Here is a 21145-nt window from a genome sequence, read left to right as displayed (position 1 = left end):
AGCAGAAACGGGAGCCGCGGGAGCAGAAACGGGACCGGAAACGGGCGCGCCGGCAGGCCGCCGGGACGTGCGCCGACCAGCGAGCCGCGTAGCGGAACCGGTGTGTGGATTCCGGGCGTGACGGTGGTCCCGAAATCCACACACCGCTCGTTTTCCGGGGAAACGCACCGCCGACGGCGGCTCGGCGGCGAGGCTGGTTCGACGCGGGCGTGCGGGCAGGAGTAAGTTCGATTGCCCCCTTCGCGCGAGCGTCCTGCGCGTTTGGTGGTGCGCCAGATGAGGAGAACAACGGACTTGAGCGACACCACCGTCCTGCAGCAGGAGATCGCGGTCGAGCAGGAGCACGTCGACCGGGTCTACACACGTCTCGCCGAGCTGCGCCGGGACGCGTCCCGGGCCGAGAAGGAGGGCTATCAGCTGGCCGGTGTCGGCACCTTCGGCGCCCTGGTGGAGCGGGATGCCATGGTCTTCCACGCGGCCCGCCGCCGGCACGCCCTCGACACGGAGTACGAGGGCCTCGTCTTCGGCCGGCTGGACCTGAGGACCGGGGCCACCCACTACGTCGGCCGGATGGGCATCCGCGACGACGCCTCGAAGCCGCTGGTGGTGGACTGGCGGGCGCCGGCCGCGGCCGCGTTCTACCGGGCCACCCCGGCGGATCCGCTGGGCGTGGTCCGGCGCCGGATGATCCAGTCGAGCCGGGAGAAGGTCACCGGCATCGAGGACGACCTGCTCGACCCCGAGGCGGCGCCCGAGGGCATGCGGGTGGTCGGCGACGGCGCGCTGCTGGCCAGCCTGTCCAAGGCGACCGGCCGGGGCATGCGCGACATCGTGGCGACCATCCAGCGGGAGCAGGACGACGCGATCCGCTCCCCCGCCGGCGGCGTGACGATCGTCACCGGCGGGCCCGGCACCGGCAAGACGGCGGTGGCGCTGCACCGGGCGGCCTACCTGCTCTATTCGGATCGCAGCCGGTTCGCCGGCGGCGGGGTCCTGGTGATCGGCCCGTCCGGCGTCTTCGTGGAGTACATCGCGACAGTCCTGCCGTCGCTCGGCGAGGAGACGGCGACGCTGCGTTCGCTCGGCTCGCTGGTGCCGGGGTGGGACGCGACCCGGGTCGACTCCGGCGAGGTCGCCGCGATCAAGGGCTCGCTGCGGATGCGCCGGGTCCTGGAGCGGGCGTCGCACGACGCGGTGCCGGGCGCGCCGACCGAGCTGCGCCTGCTCTACCGGGGCGCGCTGCTGCGGCTGGACGCGCCGGCCCTGGACGCGATCCGGCGCAAGGTGCTGCAGCGCGGCGCCCGGCGCAACGAGGTGCGCGGGCAGGGCTTCGACCGGGTCTTCGACGCGCTCTGGGCGCAGGCCCGCGAGGCGAAGGTGACCGGGCTGCCGGAGAAGCGGGAGTTCGAGTCGGAGCTGGCCGACCGCACCGACTTCCGGGAGTTCCTGAAGGCGTGGTGGCCGCGGTTCACCCCGATGCGGGTGCTGCGCTGGCTGGCCGATCCGCGACGGCTCCGGGCGTACGCGAACGGTCTGCTCTCCCGCGACGAGATCGCCACGCTGCAGGACTCGTTCGCCGCGCTGGACACCGAGGGACCGACGATCGCCGACGTGGCCCTCCTGGACGAGCTGGACGAGCTGCTGGGCCGTCCCCGCCGGCCGCAGAAGAAGTCGAAGAACCCGTTCCACGTCCGGGACGGGGTCCAGGAGGTCAGCACGTTCGCCGACCGGCAGGCGGCGGCCCGCGTCCAGCACGGGCAGCGCGAGGAGGACTACCGGGACTTCGCGCACGTGGTGGTCGACGAGTCGCAGGACGTGTCGCCGATGCAGTGGCGGATGATCGGCCGGCGGGGGCAGTACGCGTCCTGGACGATCGTCGGCGACCCGGCGCAGACCGCCTGGTCCGGTGACCTCGACGAGCTGGACCGGGCCCGGGACCGGGCGCTGGGCAGTCGCAAGCGCAACGCGTACGCGCTGACCACGAACTACCGGAACTCGGCGGAGATCTTCGAGGTGGCGGCGCGGGTGATCCGTACGATCATGCCCGATCTGCCGTTGCCCTCGGCGGTGCGCAGCACCGGTGTCGTGCCCGCCGATGTGGTGGCCGCCGCCCCGGCCCTGCCGGAGACCGTCCGCGAGCTGACCGAGAAGCAGCTCGCCGAGGTGGACGGCACGATCGGCGTGATCATGCCGGTGCCCCGGCGGGACGAGGTGGCGGGCTGGGTGGCCGGGCTGCCGGAGCGGGTCCAGGTGGTCACCGCGCTGGAGGCCAAGGGCATGGAGTACGACGCCGTGGTCCTGGTCGAGCCGTCGCAGATCGCGATCGACCCGGCCGGGGTCCGCACCCTGTACGTGGCCCTGTCCCGCGCGACGCAGCGACTGACCACGGTGGGCACGGTCCCCGGCTGGCTGCCCTAGACGCTCCCGGGCGCGGGAAGCGCCCGGGAGCGACGGGTCAGGGGATCGGCACGGCGACCGCGTCGTACGTGGTCGCCGGCGTCGGCGGCGTGGTGAAGCGGGCATTGGGCAGGTAGAACCGCTTGTGGTACTCGGCGATCGTGGTCGGCACGTCGAACGCCGGGTTCCCGGTCCGGGAGATCACCTCGCCGGTGGTGCCGCGCCGGTTCAGCTCGATCTTCGTGATCACGTTGAGCCGGTTCTGCACCACGTAGAGGTCCCGGCCGCGCCGCCACAGGCCGTCGCCGTTGACCACGGTCTCGTCGCCGATGTCGATCCGGGACGTGACGCCGGACGGCGAGACCCGGAACAGGTAGCCGGTGTTGGACTGGACGATGATCAGGCCGCGACCGTCCGGCGTGGTGGTGATGCCGTTGGCGTTGTTGCCGGTCTGGAGTGCGATGTCGCCGGTCAGCGGCACCGCCACGGCCGCCGCCGGCAGCCTGCCGTGCCGGCCGAGCGGCAGTTTGAACAGGGTCAGGCTGCGGGAGTCGGTGAACCACGCCGCGTCCCGGGTGACGATCACGTCGTTGATGAACGGGCCGTCCGCCGGCGGCCGCAGCGGGTAGGACTTCAGCACGGCGCCGGTGCGCAGGTCGATGATCCGGGCGTCGCCGCCGGCGCCACCGGCCACGAACAGCCGGCCGTCGTCGACCTTGAGGCCGAGGGAGGCGGTGCCGGGTCCCTCGCTGAAGGTGGCGCCCGCGCCGGTGCGCAGGTCCACACGGTAGATGTCGCCGTCGGCCCGGGAGCCGAAGTAGGCGTACGGCTTCGCGCCGATGGCGATGCCCTCCGGCTGGAAGCCGCTCGGCAGGGTGATTGTGCGGGGCAGAGCCGTGGACGGGCCCGCGACGGCGGGCGCGGCGGTTACGGTCACCGCCAGGGCGGTGAGGCAGAAAGCGTTCGCAAGGGTACGCCGAAGCACGAAACTTCCTTTCCGATGCGTAACGAGACATCAGGATTCTCGGGGCGCGAGACGGCACACACAACCGATTGCACATATAGCAATGTGCGCATACATTGGCGGCGGCCTGCTGGACGACGGAAGGTGGACGACATGGGAGCCGGCCATGATCACGGGACTCGCGCCCTGCTCGGCAGCGGCACGGAGCATCGGCGGCGCCTCTGGTGGGCCGCCGGGCTGCTGACCGCCTTCATGCTGGTCGAGGCGGTCGCGGCGGTGGTCACCGGATCGCTCGCGCTGCTCTCCGACGCCGGCCACATGTTCACCGACGTGCTGGCGATCGGGATGACCCTGGCCGCGATCACCGCCGCCCACAAGGCCGGCACCGACTCCGGCCGCACCTACGGGCTCTACCGCCTGGAGGTGCTCGCCGCCCTCGCCAACGCCGCCCTGCTGACGTGCGTCGCCGGGTTCGTGCTGGTGCAGGCGGTGCGCCGGTTCACCGATCCGCCACACGTCCCGGCCGGGTGGATGCTGCTGGTCGCCGTCGGCGGCCTGGCGGCGAACCTGGTGGCCTTCGCGCTGCTGCGTTCCGGGGCGAAGGAGAACATCGGGGTGCGCGGTGCGTACCTGGAGGTCCTCGGGGATCTGCTCGGGTCGGCGGGGGTGATCGTGGCGGCCCTGGTGATCTGGGGCACCGGGTGGGCGTACGCGGACCCGATCGTCGCCGTCCTGGTCGCCCTGATGATCCTGCCGCGCACCTTCGCCCTGGGACGGTCCGCGATCCGGATCCTGGTCCAGGCCGCGCCGGAGCACCTCGACGTCGCCGCGGTCCGCGACCGGCTGGCCACCGTGCCGGGTGTCTGCGACGTGCACGACCTGCACGTCTGGACCCTCACCGAGGGGATGGACGTGGCCTCCGCGCACCTGCGGCTGGACCCGGCGGCCGAGCTCGGCGCGGTGCTGACCGTGGCCCGGGAGCGGCTGCACGAGGACTTCCACATCGACCACGCCACCCTGCAGGTGGAGCCGGCCGGCGCCAGCCGGGCCTGCACCGGGATCAGCTGGTGACGGTCGCCCTCGGCCGGCTGTCAGTGCTGTCTCGGCCCTGCTGAGACGGCACTGACGACCAGCTGTCATCTGTACTTTTTGCGAACCGCCACGCCGGATGCGCAAAAAGGTAAAGATGCGAGACATGAGTGACGGGCGGGTCATGGTCTTCGCACCGGCCCCACAGCTGACGGTGACCATCGAGCAACACCACGACGAGCCGGAACTGCATGTTCATCCGGGTGGCCAGGGCATCTGGCAGACCCGGATGATCACGGTGCTGGGCGCGAAGGTGACGCTCTGCACGTCCGCCGGGGGCGAGGTGGGGCGGGTGCTGAGCCCGCTGCTCGACGAGTTGCCCGGCGTGACGCTGCGCCTGGTGTACCGCGAGCACGGCAGCGGCTGGTACGTGCACGATCGCCGGGGCGGCAGCCGGCAGGAGATCGCCGAGCGGCCGGGCAGCCCGCTCTCCCGGCACGAGCTCGACGAGCTCTACAACCTGACGCTCGCCGAGGGGCTGCGCGCCGGCATCGCGATCCTGAGCGGCCCGGCCCACCCCTCGGTGATCAAGCCCGAGGTGTACGGCCGGCTCGCCGCCGACCTGCGCGCCAACGGCTGCCAGGTGATCGCCGACCTGTGCAGCAACCACCTGTCCGCGGTCCTGGAGGCCGGCATCACGGTCCTGAAGATCAGCCACGAGGAGCTGATCGCCGACGGGATGGCCGCGGACGGCAGTGACCTGGCACTCACCCGGGCGCTGGTCAAACTGCACGAGGCCGGGGCCGAGTCGGTCCTGGTGTCGCGGGCCGACCTGGGCGCCCTGGCCCTGTTCAACGAGGAGATCTACTCGGTGGCGCTGCCCCGGCTCACGCCGGCCGAGCATCGCGGCGCCGGCGACTCGATGACCGCCGGGGTCGCCGCCACCCTGGCCAACGGTGGGCCGATGGACGAGGCGGTACGCACCGGCGCCGCCGCCGGAGCACTGAACGTCACCCGCCACGGACTGGGCACCGGGCACGTCGACGCGGTCCGGGTCCTCACCGAACGGGTGCGGTTGACCCCGATCGAGAAGGCATCATGACCTCTGCAACGGGCAATCATCCCCGAATGCGCATCCTCATCACCAATGACGACGGCATCGAATCCCCCGGCATCCGCTGGCTGGCCCGGACCGTGGCGCACGCCGGGTACGACGTGGTGGTGGCCGCTCCGCTGAGCGAGTCGAGCGGCGCCAGCGCGTCGATGACCGCGGTCGTCCAGGACGGCAAGATCGTCTCGGAGCCGCGGGAGCTCGCCGGCTGCCGCGGCATCCCGACCTTCGGCGTGGCCGCCTCCCCCGCCTACATCGTCCTGCTCGCGCTGCGCGACGCGTTCGGCCCGGGGCCGGACGTGGTGCTCTCCGGCATCAACCGGGGTGCCAACGCGGGCGCCGCCGTGGTGCACTCCGGCACCGTCGGGGCCTGCCTGACCGCGGCGCACGCCGGCCTGCACGGCCTGGCGGTCTCGCTCGACGTGCTCACCCCGGCCGCGGCCAGCGCGGCCAGCGGGGGCGCCGCCATCGCGGCCCTCGACAAGATCGACGACGAGCAGCATCACTGGATCAGCGGGGCCGAGCTCGCGGTCCGGCTGCTGCCCTCGTTGATGCACACCCCGCCCGGGACGGTCCTCAACTTGAACGTGCCGGACCTGCACGTGGACGGCATCCGGGGGCTGCGCCAGGCGTCCCTGGCCCGGTTCGGCCAGGTGCAGATGAGCATCGCCGAGGCCGGTGACGGATATGTCCGGACCGCCGTGCAGGCGGCCGAGGAGACCCTGGAGCCGGAGACCGACCTGGCCGCGCTCGCCGAGAACTTCGCCGTGGTCACACCGATCCGCGCACCGCACGAGGACACGGCGGTCCGGATCAACGTGGAAGCGGTGCGGGTGCAGACCCCCTCGTTCTAAAAGACGAGGGGATGACGGTCAGGCGGTGACGGACTCCTCGAACGGCTGTGGGTTGCCGAAGAGGCCGAGCAGACCGGTGACCCAGAGCTGACGGTGGGCGAACCGGCTGGGCCGGGTGACGACCAGTTTGACACCGCTCACCCCGGCCAACTGGAAGGCCGCCACCAGGGCGCTGATGCCGACCGAGTCGATGAAGGTCACGTGTCGCATGTTGAGCTCGATCCGGACGGGGCAGCCGGCCGACAGCTGCGCCGCCACGGCCTCACGGATCTCGTACGCGTTCTCGACATCGATCTCGCCGCGCGGTGAGACCTCCACCGCTCCGTCGGCCAGCGTCGACGTCGTTATCGACAGCGTCACGCCTCTTCCCTCCACCCACCCGGCAGGTCCGGGCGCTGTTGCTTCTCACGAGAGCGGCCAGCCTGCCGGACTCGGACTGAGCGGCAGCGACTACCCTGGAAAGGTTCGGTGAAACTGGCCGAAAGGTTAGGCCCCGAACCTGTTAGGCACCTGAGTGGCTCGTGTGAGCCGGGTCAACACTACTGCGTGGGGTCAAATCGTTTTGGAACCGTGATGACGTCCACACCGGACGTTTTGTGATCGCCCGCTCCGGGCACTGTGCCCGGAACGACCGCTGGAGGTGCAGACGATGTTCGCGAACAGGAACCGGGCCGCCGAGGAGGCATGGGAGCAGCTCTCTCACGCCTGGGCCACGGCCGGCGACAGCGCCGGGAAGGCCGCCGGAAAGGCCGGGCGCACGAGCCGGAAGCTGGCCGGCACCGCCGGAGATCGGGTGACCTCCGTCACGCACGAGGCCCGCTCGCGCGCCAACGCGGCCGCCGACGCGCTGGCCGGACGGCGTCCGCGCCGCCCCTGGGGATTGATCCTCGTCGTCGGCCTGGCCGGTGTCGCCGCGGGCTGGGCAGCGGCGAGCAGCGCTCGCGCGGCGCTCGAACGGCAGGCGGAGAACGAGGAGATCGAACTGGCCGAGACGGCGGTCGTGGTCACCCCCACGTACGACGGTCACTGACCCACCGGGGTCGGCCCGGCACCGATTGCTGGCTCCCGCTGCGCCCGGACGATCTGTACAGTTGAGCGGCATTCGCAGAAGATTCAGCCTCGACAGATAAGGTCCGCTGGTGCTCAGTGCGGGGAACGTCCTGGACAACCGCTACCGGTTGGACGAGCGCGTCGCCACCGGCGGGATGGGTGACGTCTGGCGCGGCACCGACGTCGTGCTCGGCCGCACCGTCGCCGTGAAGGTCCTGCGGACCGCGATGCTGGAGGACCCCGAGTTCGCCGCGCGGTTCTACGGTGAGGCCCGGATGATGGCCGCCTTCCGGCACCCGGGCGTCGTCGAGGTCTACGACTACGCCAGCGACGGCGACTACGAGGGCCCGGAGAAGGTCGCCTATCTGGTGATGGCCTTCGTGGAGGGCGACCCGCTCTCCAGCCGGGTCAAGGAGGGCCCGCTCGGCGTCCCGGAGACGATGGCGATCGTCGCGCAGGCCGCCGACGCGCTGCACGCCGCCCACGAGAACGGGATCGTCCACCGCGACGTCAAGCCCGGCAACCTGATCGTCAAGCCGACCGGCGCGGTGATCCTGGTCGACTTCGGGGTGGCCCGGTCCACCGCGATGACGAGCGTCACCGGCCTCAACGCGATCGTCGGCACCGCCCTCTACATGGCCCCCGAGCAGGTCGCCAAGGGCAACCTGACGCCGGCCACCGACATCTACGCGCTCGGCGCGGTGGCCTACCACTGCATCGCCGGCCGCCCGCCCTTCGACGGGGACAACGCACTCCAGGTGGCGCTGCGTCACCTGGAGGACGAGCCGGACCCGCTGCCCGCCCACGTGCCCTACGAGGTGCGCGAGCTGATCGCCCGGGCGATGGCGAAACAGCCGTCCGACCGGTTCCAGAGCGCCGAGGAGTTCGCCCAGGCCGCGTTCGCGGTGGCCGGCCCGATCGACTGGAAACGGCTGACCGGCACGTCCCTGGTCGCCCCGGTCAGCCCGGCCCGCCCCACCACCGGGCAGTACCCGACGACCCAGTACCCGAGTGGGCAGTACCCGCTGAGCCAGAGCGCGACCGCGCCGATCAGCCCGGCGGTCCCCCGCCCGATGCCGATGCCGGCGCCGATGCCGGCCCCGCGCGGTGCGGTCGCGTCGAAGCCGGGCCAGTCGCCGGGCCAGCGCGTCCTGATGTTCGCGATCCTGGGGCTCTTCCTGCTGGCCGGCGGTCTCGGTGTGGCCTTCGCCCTGCAGAAAGAGGACGAACCGGCCGAGGCCAACCCGGGCAAGATCACGCCGACCCAGTCGGTCGCCCCAGCCCCGGCCGAGACGCCCAGCGTGGGCTCCTCCCCGAGCGAGGAGGAGACCACCGCCGAGACGACCGCCCCCGTCCGGACGACGAAGCCGTCGGCGAGACCGTCGGCCACGTCGAAGTCGCCGTCGGCGACCCCGTCGTCGGCCACCCCGTCCACGTCGAGCGCCTCGCCGACGCCGTCGGAGACGGACGACGAGCCGGAGCCGCCGAAGGAGCCGACGCCCACGACGACCCCGCCGACCACCCCCACGACCGATCCGGGTCAGGGTGGCACCGGGGCCGGCACCTGAAATACAACTAATCCTCAACTCGGCCGCGGCGCGGCCGATGGTCCCGGCGGCACGGAGCGAGCAGCCGGGAAGAGGGTCGCACCACGATGACAGTCCAGACTCCGCAGGAGCCGGGGCACTACCCGACGGCGCCGCCATGGGCGAGCACGGTGGACACCGGCCCACCGCCGGTTCCGCAGACCGCCGCCCCGCTGTTCGGCGGGACGGTGCCGGCGTACGGCTCCCCCGACTACAAGCACGGCCAGCTGCTCGTCCGGTTCCCGGGCGAGGTGCACGCGGCCGGCCGGCCGGAGGCGCCGTCCTGGCGCCCGGTGGTGGTCTGGACGTTCTTCCTCAGCGCGCTCGGGGTGATCTCCGCGTTGCGGCGGGCCGCGCTCGCCAGGCATTACGGCAGGCGGCGGGAGCCGTACTGGACCGCTTTCGGGGCGACCCTGCTGGCCGGGGCGGCGTTCTGGTCGATCCTGACCTTCAACGTCGTGATCCCGCTGTACCAGGATCGCCAGGAGGACAAGATCACCGCGGCGTTGCAGGACACTCTGCTCGGCGACGCCCGGATCACGAAGTCGCTCGGCGCGGTGACGAGCGTCTCCTGTCAGGCCGAGGACGACCGGAACGCCGACGGGCTGCGCACCTACCTGTGCACCTTCCAGCGGGCCACCGGCACGAGCAGTGGCAAGTACGTGGAGGCCGACGGCGAGGGCAACTGGCAGGAGCGGAACTGAGAACGGGCCGGTTCCACCGAACCGGCCCGTCACCTGTCAGAAGACCGGCACGCCCGCGCGGACGAGCCGCCAGTTCGGCACCGCGAAGTCGGCCGGATCGATCCGGCCCTTGGCCTGCGCCCAGTCGATCAGGAGCTGGCGGATCTCCTGCTGGGCGTTGTAGACCTGGGTCTTCACGATGCCGGGGAAGCTGCCACCGCCGGACCGCCGGTAGTTGTTCACCGCCACCACGAAGCGGGCGTCGGCGGCCACGTCGGCCCCGTCGATCTGCAGGCGGGTGATCCGGCTGCCGACCGGCTTGCTGATGTCGATGTCGTAGTCGACGCCGGAGAACACGTCGTAGTTGTAGTCCGGCACCGCCGGGTCGCTGATCGTCTCCGGGTCGACCGGGGCGCCGGCGGCGTGCGTGACGAAATACCGCGCCGAGTGCTCCAGGTACGCCTTCACCTCGGCGCCGGTCAGCACGACCGCTTCCAGGGTGTTGTCGTAGATGTAGAGCCCCGCGACGTCCTTGATCTTCACGTCGCCTCGCGGGAACACCGCGGTCCGGCTGAACGGCGCCGCGATCGACAGGACGGGCAGGGCGGCGTACTCCGAGCCGGCCAGCGCCGCCGTGACGGTGTCGGTCTGCACCTTGTTGATGTAGTCCAGGATCGGGGTGTCCCGGTAGCGGCTGGCTGCGGCGGACAGCTCCACGGTCGAGGCGGCGACGACCTGATTGACGTACGCCACGGTCTTCTCGTGCTGCTTGCGCACCACCGCGAGGACCTTGGGGTCGGCCTCGACCGTGTTGGTGTTCAGCGAGGCCGCCGCCTTGCCGGTGATCTTCCACCGGCCCTTGACGCGGGTGATGTCGAAGTCCATCCTCGTGAGCCGCTGGCCCCACTTCGACGGCTCGGAGAGCAGCACCTGCTCGCCGGTGGCCTGGTTGGTGACGAACCGCTGCGGCACCTCGCGGTGGGCATGGCCGAACAGGATCGCGTCGATGCCGGGCACCTGCTCGGCGATCAGGGCGGTCGGGTTCTCGTTCGGCAGCTCCGGGCCGTAACTGGAGGTGCCGCTGTCACCGCCGTGCGCGGAGATCAGCACGATGTCGGCGCCGCGGGCCCGCATGATCGGCACCCACTTCGCGGCGGCGGCGATCATGTCGGTGAACTCGATCCGCCCTTCGACGTTCGCCTTGTCCCAGATCGCCGAGCCCGGGTTGGTGAGGCCCAGGATGCCGACGCGCAGCGCGGGCGCGTGGCGGCCCACCGACACCTTCTTGATCACGTACGGGGTGAACGCCGGCTTCCCCGTCTTGACGCTGATCGCGTTCGCGGCGAGGGCCGGGAAGCCGAGCTGGCGGATCCACAGGTTCAGCAGCGGGAGCCCGTAGTTGAACTCGTGGTTGCCGAGGGTGACGGCGTCGTAGTGGAGCACGTTCATCGCGCGGGCCATCGGGTGCTTCTCACCGGTCGAGGTGATCGGCTCCTGCTTGGCGTAGTACGTCGCGAGCGGGGTGCCCTGGATCGTGTCGCCGGCGTCCAGCACCAGCACCGGCCCGGTCGCCTCGGCGCGCAGCCTGTTCACCAGCGCGGCCAGCTTGGCCACGCCGATGTCGTTGTGGGCGCTGTCGTCGTACTCGGCGTCCTTGTAGTAGTCCCAGTTGTAGACGTTGCCGTGGGTGTCGGACGTGCCCAGCACGGTGAGCCGGTAGGTCTTCTCCGGGGCGCGACCGCCGGCCTGCGCCGTCTCGGAGACGACGAACGGCGCGGCGGCGCCGGCCGCGGAGGCGGCGAGGACGCTGCGCCGCGATACGCCGGTGGGAAGGGTCATTGCGGACCTCTCAGCATCAGATCAGGAAGCGCTGCAACCAGCACCCTAACGGCCGATAAGGGAACGGTCGATCGATGGCGTGTTGCGCGATGATCAAATCTGTTCGGGCGCCTCGATACCCAGCAGAAACAATCCGGTGTGGAGGGTCCGCCCGGTGAGCGCGGTCAGCCGCAGCCGGCTCGCCCGCACCTCGTCGCCCGGTGCCCGGTGCACCGGGCACCGCTCGTAGAACGCGGAGAACGCCGACGCCAGGCCGTACAGATGACCGGCCAGCCGGTGCGGTTCGGCGGCCCCGGCGGCGGCCCGGACGGCGGGCTCGAAGCCGAGCAGCGCGAGGGCGAGGGCCCGCTCGGCCGGTTCGGTGAGGAGCACCGGGCCGGGCCCACCGGTGGCCTTCCGGGCGATCGAGCAGGTCCGGGCGTACGTCATCTGCAGGTAGGGTCCGGTGTTGCCGGTGGTCGCGAGCATCCGGTCGGCGTCGAAGACGTAATCGCCCCGCCGATCGCCGGAGAGATCCGCGTACTTGACCGCGCCGATGCCGATCTCCGGCGCCGACGCCCGGGCGACCGCCTCGTCCAGCAGCCCGGCCAGTTTGACCGAGTCGCCGGCCCGGGACCTCAGCATCTTCCCGTCGGCGCCCAGGATCGACCCGAACCCGATGTGCTCGGCGCTCACCCGCTCCGGCAGCCAGCCGGCTGCCCGGGCGACCGCGAAGACCTGCGCGAAATGGGTCCGCTGCGGTGCGCCGACGACATAGAGCAGCCGGTCCGCGCCGAGGTTCCCGGCCCGGTGCCGGAGGGCGGCGAGATCGGTCGCGGCATAACCGAAACCCCCATCCGCCTTCCGTACGATCAACGGCAGCGCGCCACCGTCCCGCCCGGTGAACCCCTCCGGGAACGCGCAGAGCGCCCCGTCGCTCTCGGCCAGCAGCCCCTTCTCCGCGAGCTCGGTCACGATGCCGTCGAGCTCGTCCCGGTACCGGCTCTCCCCCGCGAAGTCCCGCGCCCCCAGGGTGATCCCGAGCCTGGCGTAGACGTCGAGGAAGTACCGCTCGGACAGCGCGACGAGTTTCCGCCACATCGCCCGGGACATCGGGTCGCCGGACTGCAGCGCCACCACCCGCAGCCGGGCCCGGGTCCGGAAGTCGTCGTCGCCGTCGAACTTGGCCCGCGCGGCCTGATAGAAGGCGGTCAGGTCGGCGAGTGAATGATCGCCCTCGCCGCCCTCCTCGATCAGGTGCTCCACCAGCATCCCGAACGGGGTGCCCCAGTCGCCGAGGTGATTCACCCGGACCACGTCGTGCCCGAGCCACTCCAGCATCCGGGCCAGCGCGTCCCCGATGATCGTCGACCGCAGGTGGCCGACATGCATCTCCTTGGCGACGTTCGGCCCGGAGTAGTCGATGACGATCCGCGCCGGATCGGCGACCGGGTCGACCCCGAGCCGGCCGTCACCGGCGAGCCGGTCCAGGGTTCCGGTGATCAGGCCGTCGGAGACGGTGAGGTTGAGGAATCCCGGACCGGAGACGGCGATCTCCGCGATCCCGGACAGGTCCGCCGTCGCGGCCACGCCGGCGGCGATCTCCCGTGGCGGCCGGCCCAGCTCCCGGGCCAGGGCGAGCGGCGCACCGGACTGGAAGTCGGCGTGCGGGGAGGCCCGGACGGCCGGGTCGGCGGGCCGGCCGGCGACCGCTTCCAGGGCGGGCGCGAGCCGGTCGTGCAGCAGATTCTCAAGATTCATGATCGACCCCATCGATGCGTGACGATGACGGGTCGGCCGGTTCGGCTCAGCCGGCTCCGGCGGGTGTCGACCCGCCGGAGGAGAGCACAAGCTTCAGCGGCGGCCTGACGGACGCCGGCGTCGCACGCTGAAGCAAGACATGCGGGCGACTATAGCGGTTGTCCGGCTGATTCTCACGGCTGTCTCAGGACAGCCGAGACAGCCGTGACAACCAGCCGGGGTTCACGCCTGGCACGATCGAGCGCGTGACGGGGTGGGATGAGGGTGGGGACGGGGTGCTGCGGCTGCCGTCCGGGCGGCTGGTGCGCGGCCGGGGGCTGCGCCGCGAGATGCCGACCGGGCACCCGCCGCGGTTCGGGGTCTACCTGCAGGGGGTGGCGCCGCCGGAGTTCGGGTGGGAGAGCCGGTGGGTGCGGTGGCGGGATTTCTGGTTGCCGGCCGATGCGTCGTACGCCGCGGAGGTCTTGACGGAGGCCTGGAGACGCGCGGACGGTGAGCGGGTCGAGATCGCCTGCACCGGCGGGGTGGGCCGGACCGGGACCGCGCTGGCCTGCCTCGCCGTCCTCGACGGGGTTCCGGCGGGTGAGGCGGTGGCCTACGTCCGGCGGCACTATCACCGGCACGCGGTGGAGACGCCCTGGCAGCGCCGTTTCGTGGAGCGTTTCCCGGCATGACGTTCGTGGAGCGTTTCCCGGCATGACGGAAGAGGCCCGGCACACGCCGGGCCTCTCGTCACGGATCAGGCCGCCGGGGGACGCCAGACGGTGAAGTCCTCGATGGCGAAATGGCTGGCCACCGTGCGGAAGGCGAACCAGCCGCTGGTGTACGGGGCGGCGTCGGTGTAGTCGAAGACCAGCTCACCGTCGCTGTAGTACTGGATCCGCTGGCCGTCGGCGACGATCCGTACCTTGATCGGGACGTTGGCCTCGATCAGCGGCGCGGTGTAGTCGTAGATCAGCGGGCGGTTGCCGGCCTCACCGACGTATCTGCGGAACCGGGTGGTGGTGTTCAGGTTCGCGCCCTGGCCGACGTAGTAGGTCTTGAGCAGGTCGTACTGGGCGAATCCCCCGTTGCGGGTGGTGGCGAAGATGTCGTCGGGCGAGCGCACGTCCCGCGCGTTCCAGAACGTGTTCAGGTCGGTGACCTTGTCGTTGGCCCCGCCCTTGGACACCGGGGTGGCGGTGAACTCGATCTCGTACGGGCCTTCGAGCTCCTGCTTGAGCCAGACCGTCGCGCCGTTGGGCACGTCGATGTCGAGGACGCCGCCGGCCGCGTTCACGGTGCCGCCGCTCTGCAGCTCGGACTGCCATTTGCCGGAGTTCTTCGTGAAGTTGTCGAAAGCGATGACCTTCCAGGACTTCACTCCGGCGGTGGCGGTGGTCTGGATCCGCGGCTTGGCCGGCGGCTTGCTGCCGTAGCCGAAGAAGAAGTCGGGCAGCGTGGACTGCAGGTAGCCGCGGACCGTCCAGCCCAGACGGTAGGCCGCGTTGTGCGCCAGGGTGTAGAGCTTGACGTTCGTCTCGATGTTCGTGGTGAACAGCTTGAGCGTGGTGTGGTCGGCGGTCTCGGCGAAGTACTCCTCACGCCAGTCACCGAGGATGTCGCCGTAGAACGGGACCGCGTTGCGCCACGAGGAGACGACGCCGGACGGCTCGAAGATCTTGGAGGTGGTCTGCTTCTTGGGGTTCCACTTCTCGACGTACGTGTTGTCGAGCAGCTCGGAGCCCCGGTCCCCGTCCCACCAGATCCGGAAGTTGACGCTCGGCGTGGTCGTGCTGATCCGGGTGCCGTCGACGTTCCACACGCCGGCGCCGGGCAGGCCGGCGTCGGCGGTGGCCGCCCAGAACTCGTAGCCGTCGTGGGCCGGGTCGATGTCGGCGGTGGTGCCGCGCGGCACGTCCCACAGGGTGGCGTCCCGCGGGACGTCCGGATGCGAGCCGGTGATCAGCCGCTCACCGGTCGCCGCGTCGTAGTAGTACCAGGGGAAGTCGGTGAAGACCCCGCCCTCGGTCTGCTGGATGGCGTAACCCTCCAGGCCGGGACGTGACGGGTCGAGGTCTCCGATGTGGAACCGGTCGCCGTGGGTGGAGCCCGCGACCACGTAGCGGAACGTGCCGTCGCTGTTGACGACGTAGTTGCCGTCCGCGATGTCGTCCCTGCCGTCGCCGTCGACGTCGACGATCCGCAGCTGGTGGAAGCTGGTGCCCTGGCCGGTCAGCGCGCGGGCGAACGTCCAGCGCCGGGTCAGGTCGCGGCCGTCGAAGTCCCAGGCGGCGAAGAGGACCCGGAAGTCACCGCGCTTGGCGCCGATCCGGACCACCTGCTTGGTGATCAGGCTCGGGTGGACGCCGTCCAGGTAGGCGACGCCGTACTGCCCGCCGGACGGGCCGTCGGCGGCGAGATCGGAAGCCACCGGAACACGCTCCCGTTCGACGCCGGAGAGGCCGTCGATCAGCGAGACGAACTGGTCGAGCGGGTTGCCGGTCGTGATCACCGCGCCGTCGGCGAAGGTCGTCCCGTTGGCGGTCTTCACGAGGACCTCGGCCTTGCCGTCGCTGTCCAGGTCGTACACGGTGACGTTGTCGTCGTTGCGGTAGCCGGCCACCTCGCCGTAGCCGCTGATCGCGGCGAGCGGCGGGTCGTTGGCGGCGTTACCCCCGAGGCGGACGTACGAGTTGACGCCCAGGTCCACCCGCCACAGGCTCTTGCCGGCGAGGGTGTACGCCTCCAGGTAGTTCGGCTTGTCGAGGGCGTACGACAGCCGGGACACGACGATCTCGTAGCGGCCGTCGCCGTCCAGGTCGCCCGGCCAGGCGTGGTGGACGTAGTAGTTCTCGGCCGGCAGCAGCGGGATGTCACCGGGCGTGAACGCCGGCCCGCTCGGGGCCTGCTCCCTGTTCTTGACGACGGCCCGGACGGTGTAGACGCCGGTGCCACCGGTGGTGTCGGTGAAGTTCGTCGACTCGTCGATCGGCTTGCGGTTGAGCTTCTTCGCGCCCTTGTAGACGTTGAAGGAGACGTTGTTGCCGTACTCGGTGCCGAGCAGGCGCCAGCTCAGGAAGGTGCCGCCCTTCTCACCGGGCACCGCGACCAGGCCGCGGTCCAGCGACTCGACGATGCGGCTCTGGACAAGGGGGGCGGCTTGCGCCGGTGAAGCGAGGAGGCCGGCGGCCAGCGTGATGCCGGCCGCTGCGGCGAGGACCGCTCTCATCGTCGTCAGTTCTCCATGATCCGGTACGCCCGAAGTGGCGCGTGCCGGAACGTAGGGGACGACTGTGTATCGACGTTTGCGAGCTTTTGAACCCGATCGACTCGGTAGGGATTGTTCGCTCAGGTGAGAGCTTTGCCGCGCTGCAAAATTGAGACGGGCGCCACCGCGGTATCGAGGGCCGCGATCACCGCACCCCTCCGGGAATGTCAGGACTATGCCATGGGTGGCATCCCCTCGCGGGCAGCGGCAGAAGTTTGACATCTTCACGCCCTGACGATCTGCCTATTTACAGGGCATCTAGCCGACGGTCGATCCGTCGGCTACAGAGTTGGAACAATGAAGAAATGTCAGAGTAATGACGCGGGGTCAATCTGCTTTCACCTGCAGCAAGTCGGCTGCACAGCACCGGCGGCACGGGGCGGGGAGCTCCGGACGCCGGCGATTCCTCCTGGACATCCACCTCTGCACGATCCGCCGTGCCGCGACCCCCGGCGTCACGCTCCCTTGACCAGGAACGGAGTTCCCACATATGTCCACCACCAGCAAGCGGATGCGCACGCTCGTGGCTACGGGCGCCATCGGGACGACCATGGCCCTCATGCTCGCCGGCTGCGGCGCCCGAGCCGGCGACGAGACCGCCGCCGGCGGAGCCTCTCCGGCGGCCAGCTGCGTCGACACCTCCGGAAGCACCGTCAAGCTCGGCTTCCTCAACTCCCTCACCGGTGGCATGGCGATCTCCGAGAAGACCGTCTCCAACGTGCTTCACATGGCTGCCGACGAGATCAACGCCGGCGGCGGCATCCTCGGGAAGAAGATCGAGTACGTCCAGGAGGACGGCGCCACCGACTGGCCCACCTTCGCGGAGAAGACCGAGAAGCTGCTCACCCAGGACTGCGTCGCCGCGATCTTCGGCGGCTGGACCTCGTCCTCCCGCAAGGCCGTCAAGCCGGTCGTCGAGAAGCACAACGGCCTCTTCTTCTACCCGGTGCAGTACGAGGGCCTCGAGTCGTCGCCGAACATCTACTACACCGGTGCGACCACCAACCAGCAGATCATCCCGGCGATGGACTTCCTCGCCGCCCAAGGGGTGAAGCGGCTGTTCCTCGCCGGCAGCGACTACGTCTTCCCGCGCACCGCGAACGCGATCATCAAGCTGTACGCGGCCAAGCTCGGCATCGAGATCGTCGGCGAGGAGTACGTGCCCCTCGACAAGGACGACTGGACCAGCCAGGTGGCGAAGATCGTGGCGGCCAAGCCCGACTTCATCTTCAACACCATCAACGGCTCGTCGAACGTCGGCTTCATCAAGGCGTACTACGACGCCGGCCTCACCGCCGCGACCACGCCGATCATCTCGGTGTCGATCGCCGAGGAGGAGGCGCCGGCGATGGGCCACGAGGTCACCGGCCAGTACGCGTCCTGGAACTACTTCCAGTCGCTCAAGACCCCCACCAACCCGAAGTTCATCGAGAACTGGAAGAAGTACCCGAACAGCAGCGGCGTCACCTCCGACCCGATGGAGGCCGCCTACATCTCGATGTATCTGTACAAGGCCCTGGTCGAGGCGGCCGGCTCGTTCGACGTCGCCAAGGTGAACGCCGCGGCGAAGACCAACACGATCACGTTCGACGCGCCGGAGGGCAAGGTCACGCTCGACGGCGACAACCACCACATCTCCAAGCCGGGCCACATCGGCAAGATCAACGCCACCAACCAGTTCGACATCGTCTGGGCCTCCGACAAGGTCATCGAGCCCGACCCGTACCTCGAGGGCTACGACTGGTTCCCGGCGGACATCCGCAAGCAGCTCACGGACGCGGCGGGCTGATCACCCGCGGGGTCGCGTGTCACCGACGGCATGCGGCCCCTCCCCCTCCATAGAGACGCTAGAGAGAGCGAATGCACGTGGACGCACTGATAGCACCGCTGCTGAACGGCAGCGCACAGGGTGCGCTGCTCCTGCTCGCCGCGCTGGGCCTCTCGCTCACCTTCGGCCAGATGGGCGTGATCAACATGGCCCACGGCGAGTTCCTCATGATCGGCGCCTTCGCCGCCTACCTCGTTCAGCAGGTCATCGTCGCCAGCGGTCTGTCGATCCCGGTCGCGCTGCCGGTCGCGTTCGGAGTCGCCGGCCTGTTCGGCCTCCTGCTGGAGGTCACGATCATCCAACGGATGTACCGCCGGCCCCTCGACACCCTGCTCGTCACGGTCGGTGTCGGCCTGATCCTGCAACAGGCCGCACTCCAGATCTTCCCGTCCCAGGGCGTCCCGGTGGAGAAGCCCGCCTGGCTCGACGGGCAGCTGAACATCCTCGGTTACGAGTGGCCGCTTCGGCAGTTGTTCACCATCCTGCTCGCGGCCGTCTGCGTCGCCGCGCTGTCGGCATGGCTCAAGCACACCTCGTTCGGCCGGCGCATCCGCGCGACCGTGCAGAACCGGGACCTCGCCGAGACCTCGGGGATCTCCACCCGCACCGTCGACCGCCTCACCTTCTTCACCGGGTCGGGTCTGGCCGGGGTGGCCGGCGTGGCGGCCTCGCTCATCGGCGGCACGAACTCCCAGATGGGCGCGCAGTACATCATCCCGGCCTTCCTCGTCGTCGCCGCCGGAGGCATCGGCCAGCTCAAGGGCACCATCATCGCCGCGTGGGCGGTGGGTGTCGCCCTCTCGTACTTCGCCTACTGGACGACCGGCAGCCTGGCGCAGGTGCTCGCCTTCATCCTCGTGATCGTCTTCCTCCAGCTGCGCCCACAGGGCCTGTTCACGGTGCGAACCAGGAGTCTGGCATGACCAAGCCGAAACCATGGCTCTCTCTCAGCGGCATCGGGGTGTTCGCGGTCCTGCTCCTCGCGGTCGCTCCCCTGGTGCTCACCGATCACTGGCTCAACAACCTCGGCAAGTACTGCTGCTGGGCCATCGCCGCCGTCGGCATCGGCCTGGCCTGGGGTCGGGGCGGGATGCTCGTGATGGGCCAGGGGGTGTTCTTCGCCCTCGGCGCCTACGCGATGGCCATGCACCTCACGCTGGAGACCGCCGGTGACCGGATCCCGGGGTTCATGGTGCTCTACGACCCACTCGCACCGCTCCCGATGTTCTGGGAGCCGTTCCGCAGCGCCGGGTTCACCCTGCTGGCGATCGTGCTGCTGCCGGTGCTCCTGGCCGGCCTCCTCGGCTACGCGCTGTTCAAGCGCCGGGTGAAGGGCGCGTACTTCGCGATCCTGACGCAGGCGCTCGCCGTCGCGCTGGCCACCCTGATCAGCTCGACGATCCGCGAGACCGGCGGCGACACCGGGCTCAGCGACTTCAAGTACTTCTTCGGCTTCGTGCTGAACGACCCGGCGAACAAGCTGATGGTGTACCTCATCGCCGCCGCGCTTCTCATCGTGTGCCTGCTCGCGGTGTGGCAGCTCTACCGCAGCCGCTTCGGTGAGCTCCTCGTCGCGACCCGGGACGCCGAGGAGCGGGTGCGCTTCCTCGGGTACGACCCGGCCAACGTCAAGCTCGTCGCCTTCGTCGTCTCCGCGCTGATGGCGAGCATCGGCGGAGCGATGTTCGTGCCCATCGTCGGCATCATCACTCCGGCCGAGATCGGCGCCGCCGCCTCGGTCCTCATGATCGCGGGCGTCGCCCTCGGCGGCCGGGCGTCGCTCTTCGGCCCCGCGCTCGGTGCGATGGCCGTCGGATGGGGGCAGTCGAGCCTCGGCTCGACCTGGCCCGAAGGCTGGACCTACATCCTCGGTCTGCTCTTCATCGTCGTCATCCTCTTCCTGCCGAACGGGCTGTCGTCGCTGCCCGCCAGGTTCGCCGCAGCACGCCGGAGACCTGCTGAACAGCCCGCCCCGGCGATCGCCGTCGCAGAACTCGAAGAGGTGCGGTCATGACCGATGATTCGCTCGTCGTCACGGACCTCCACGTCGAGTTCTCGGGCTTCGTCGCGGTCGGCGGCGTCTCCTTCGACGCGCACCCCGGCGAGGTCCGCTTCCTCATCGGCCCGAACGGCGCCGGCAAGACGACATGCATCGACGCCGTCACGGGGCTGGCCAAGGCCACCGGGTCGGCGCGGCTCGGCGAGAGGGAGCTGCTCGGACGGCCGGTGCACAAGATCGTCCGGCTCGGGATCGGCCGCACGTTCCAGACCGCGAGCGTCTTCGACGAGCTCACGGTGCTGCAGAACCTCGACATCGCCGCCGGGCGCCACCGCCCCTCGGTCTCGCTGCTGCGGGCCCGGCGTGGCGTCGAGGAGTCGATCGAGCAGGCGCTGGAGGAGACCGGGCTCGCCGGCGAGCTCGCCACTCCGGCCGGCATCCTGTCGCACGGCCAGAAGCAGTGGCTGGAGATCGCGATGCTGCTCGTGCAGGACGCGAAGGTGCTGTTGCTCGACGAGCCCGTCGCCGGCATGAGCCAGGACGAGCGCACCGCGACAGGCGAGCTTCTCCAGCGCATCGCGGCGAAGCGCATCGTGCTCGTGGTCGAGCACGACATGGACTTCATGCGCCGCTTCGCCACCCGCGTGACAGTGCTGCACCAGGGCAAGGTGCTCTCCCAGGGCACGGTGGCCGACGTTCAGGCCGACCCGAGGGTGCAGGAGGTCTATCTCGGCACGGCCGGCGCCGCCACCACGGCCGCCATGTCGGCCGTGCCGGAACCGGTGGCCGGGACGCGGCAGGGACAGGAGGACTGA

Annotated in this window: 17 protein-coding genes; 12 read left to right on the top strand and 5 right to left on the bottom strand. The window is 70.4% G+C overall.

Annotated features, from left to right (window positions below):
- The first annotated feature begins 294 nt into the window (after positions 1-294).
- Positions 295-2418: a HelD family protein gene (locus Aut01nite_RS20780; RefSeq protein ID WP_043525367.1), complete on the top strand. Its 2124-nt coding sequence runs from the start codon at positions 295-297 to the stop codon at positions 2416-2418.
- A gap of 37 nt (positions 2419-2455) precedes the next feature.
- On the opposite strand, the gene Aut01nite_RS20775 is transcribed toward Aut01nite_RS20780, so the two are convergent.
- Positions 2456-3382, bottom strand: a complete 927-nt coding sequence (locus Aut01nite_RS20775) for an SMP-30/gluconolactonase/LRE family protein (protein ID WP_052163757.1) — start codon at positions 3380-3382, stop codon at positions 2456-2458.
- Between the two features lie 132 nt (positions 3383-3514).
- Here Aut01nite_RS20775 and Aut01nite_RS20770 point away from each other — a divergent pair, with 132 nt between their 5' ends.
- From Aut01nite_RS20770 to surE, 3 genes are all read left to right on the top strand, one after another.
- Complete coding sequence (locus Aut01nite_RS20770) at positions 3515-4432, top strand: cation diffusion facilitator family transporter (RefSeq protein ID WP_043525500.1); 918 nt, start codon at positions 3515-3517, stop codon at positions 4430-4432.
- 115 nt (positions 4433-4547) lie between these two features.
- Positions 4548-5492, top strand: a complete 945-nt coding sequence (locus Aut01nite_RS20765) for a PfkB family carbohydrate kinase (RefSeq protein WP_236642710.1) — start codon at positions 4548-4550, stop codon at positions 5490-5492.
- Positions 5493-5518: 26 nt separating this feature from the next.
- Entirely contained in the window at positions 5519-6355 is an 837-nt protein-coding gene (surE, locus tag Aut01nite_RS20760) for a 5'/3'-nucleotidase SurE (RefSeq protein ID WP_063958777.1), read from the top strand.
- 18 nt (positions 6356-6373) lie between these two features.
- Here surE and Aut01nite_RS20755 read toward each other — a convergent pair whose 3' ends face one another.
- Positions 6374-6715: an STAS domain-containing protein gene (locus Aut01nite_RS20755; protein ID WP_043525364.1), complete on the bottom strand. Its 342-nt coding sequence runs from the start codon at positions 6713-6715 to the stop codon at positions 6374-6376.
- A gap of 289 nt (positions 6716-7004) precedes the next feature.
- Here Aut01nite_RS20755 and Aut01nite_RS20750 point away from each other — a divergent pair, with 289 nt between their 5' ends.
- The 3 genes from Aut01nite_RS20750 to Aut01nite_RS20740 all read left to right on the top strand — a co-directional run bounded on the left by Aut01nite_RS20750 (position 7005) and on the right by Aut01nite_RS20740 (position 9695).
- The gene (locus Aut01nite_RS20750; protein ID WP_043525497.1) at positions 7005-7385 is read left to right on the top strand and encodes a hypothetical protein; all 381 of its coding nucleotides are present in this window, start codon (positions 7005-7007) and stop codon (positions 7383-7385) included.
- Positions 7386-7494: 109 nt separating this feature from the next.
- Complete coding sequence (locus Aut01nite_RS20745; RefSeq protein WP_043525363.1) at positions 7495-8973, top strand: serine/threonine-protein kinase; 1479 nt, start codon at positions 7495-7497, stop codon at positions 8971-8973.
- Between the two features lie 86 nt (positions 8974-9059).
- Positions 9060-9695, top strand: a complete 636-nt coding sequence (locus Aut01nite_RS20740; RefSeq protein ID WP_043525362.1) for a hypothetical protein — start codon at positions 9060-9062, stop codon at positions 9693-9695.
- Between the two features lie 36 nt (positions 9696-9731).
- Here Aut01nite_RS20740 and Aut01nite_RS20735 read toward each other — a convergent pair whose 3' ends face one another.
- Both Aut01nite_RS20735 and argS read right to left on the bottom strand, forming a co-directional pair.
- Positions 9732-11513, bottom strand: coding sequence for a bifunctional metallophosphatase/5'-nucleotidase (locus Aut01nite_RS20735; RefSeq protein ID WP_204037604.1), 1782 nt, complete (start codon positions 11511-11513; stop codon positions 9732-9734).
- A 93-nt stretch (positions 11514-11606) separates the two neighbouring features.
- Positions 11607-13253: an arginine--tRNA ligase gene (gene argS / locus Aut01nite_RS20730; protein WP_043530136.1), complete on the bottom strand. Its 1647-nt coding sequence runs from the start codon at positions 13251-13253 to the stop codon at positions 11607-11609.
- A 236-nt stretch (positions 13254-13489) separates the two neighbouring features.
- On the opposite strand from argS, the gene Aut01nite_RS20725 reads away from it, so the two are divergent.
- Complete coding sequence (locus Aut01nite_RS20725) at positions 13490-13927, top strand: protein-tyrosine phosphatase family protein (protein ID WP_173476728.1); 438 nt, start codon at positions 13490-13492, stop codon at positions 13925-13927.
- 65 nt (positions 13928-13992) lie between these two features.
- Here the strand turns inward: Aut01nite_RS20725 and Aut01nite_RS20720 are convergent, their stop codons facing one another.
- Positions 13993-16464 carry a rhamnogalacturonan lyase family protein gene (locus Aut01nite_RS20720; protein ID WP_063958842.1) on the bottom strand — a complete coding sequence of 824 codons (2472 nt, stop codon included), beginning with the start codon at positions 16462-16464 and terminating at the stop codon, positions 13993-13995.
- A gap of 529 nt (positions 16465-16993) precedes the next feature.
- Here Aut01nite_RS20720 and urtA point away from each other — a divergent pair.
- From urtA to urtD, 4 genes are all read left to right on the top strand, one after another.
- Entirely contained in the window at positions 16994-18292 is a 1299-nt protein-coding gene (gene urtA, locus Aut01nite_RS20715; RefSeq protein WP_043530112.1) for an urea ABC transporter substrate-binding protein, read from the top strand.
- Positions 18293-18363: 71 nt separating this feature from the next.
- On the top strand, positions 18364-19254 hold the full coding sequence (gene urtB, locus Aut01nite_RS20710) for an urea ABC transporter permease subunit UrtB (RefSeq protein WP_236643034.1): 891 nt from the start codon (positions 18364-18366) through the stop codon (positions 19252-19254).
- On the top strand, positions 19251-20345 hold the full coding sequence (gene urtC, locus Aut01nite_RS20705) for an urea ABC transporter permease subunit UrtC (RefSeq protein ID WP_043530110.1): 1095 nt from the start codon (positions 19251-19253) through the stop codon (positions 20343-20345). Before urtB ends, urtC begins: the two co-directional genes overlap by 4 nt.
- Entirely contained in the window at positions 20342-21145 is an 804-nt protein-coding gene (gene urtD, locus Aut01nite_RS20700; RefSeq protein WP_043530108.1) for an urea ABC transporter ATP-binding protein UrtD, read from the top strand. The genes urtC and urtD overlap by 4 nt, the downstream gene beginning before the upstream one ends.

Origin of the sequence: Actinoplanes utahensis (genome assembly GCF_016862455.1) — a bacterium.
GTDB lineage: Bacteria > Actinomycetota > Actinomycetes > Mycobacteriales > Micromonosporaceae > Actinoplanes > Actinoplanes utahensis.
Note: the sequence above shows the minus strand (reverse complement) of the source record. Positions and strands in the feature narration are given on the sequence as shown.

Bases quoted from the DNA above. Each gene is read 5' to 3' on its own strand.
- Aut01nite_RS20740 (WP_043525362.1), top strand. From the start codon at position 9,060: ATGACAGTCCAGACTCCGCAGGAGCCGGGGCACTACCCGACGGCGCCG.
- urtC (WP_043530110.1), top strand. From the start codon at position 19,251: ATGACCAAGCCGAAACCATGGCTCTCTCTCAGCGGCATCGGGGTGTTC.
- Aut01nite_RS20720 (WP_063958842.1), bottom strand. From the start codon at position 16,464: ATGAGAGCGGTCCTCGCCGCAGCGGCCGGCATCACGCTGGCCGCCGGC.
- Aut01nite_RS20750 (WP_043525497.1), top strand. From the start codon at position 7,005: ATGTTCGCGAACAGGAACCGGGCCGCCGAGGAGGCATGGGAGCAGCTC.
- urtB (WP_236643034.1), top strand. From the start codon at position 18,364: ATGCACGTGGACGCACTGATAGCACCGCTGCTGAACGGCAGCGCACAG.
- urtA (WP_043530112.1), top strand. From the start codon at position 16,994: ATGTCCACCACCAGCAAGCGGATGCGCACGCTCGTGGCTACGGGCGCC.
- surE (WP_063958777.1), top strand. From the start codon at position 5,519: ATGCGCATCCTCATCACCAATGACGACGGCATCGAATCCCCCGGCATC.
- argS (WP_043530136.1), bottom strand. From the start codon at position 13,253: ATGAATCTTGAGAATCTGCTGCACGACCGGCTCGCGCCCGCCCTGGAA.
- Aut01nite_RS20735 (WP_204037604.1), bottom strand. From the start codon at position 11,513: ATGACCCTTCCCACCGGCGTATCGCGGCGCAGCGTCCTCGCCGCCTCC.
- Aut01nite_RS20765 (WP_236642710.1), top strand. From the start codon at position 4,548: ATGCGAGACATGAGTGACGGGCGGGTCATGGTCTTCGCACCGGCCCCA.
- Aut01nite_RS20770 (WP_043525500.1), top strand. From the start codon at position 3,515: ATGGGAGCCGGCCATGATCACGGGACTCGCGCCCTGCTCGGCAGCGGC.
- urtD (WP_043530108.1), top strand. From the start codon at position 20,342: ATGACCGATGATTCGCTCGTCGTCACGGACCTCCACGTCGAGTTCTCG.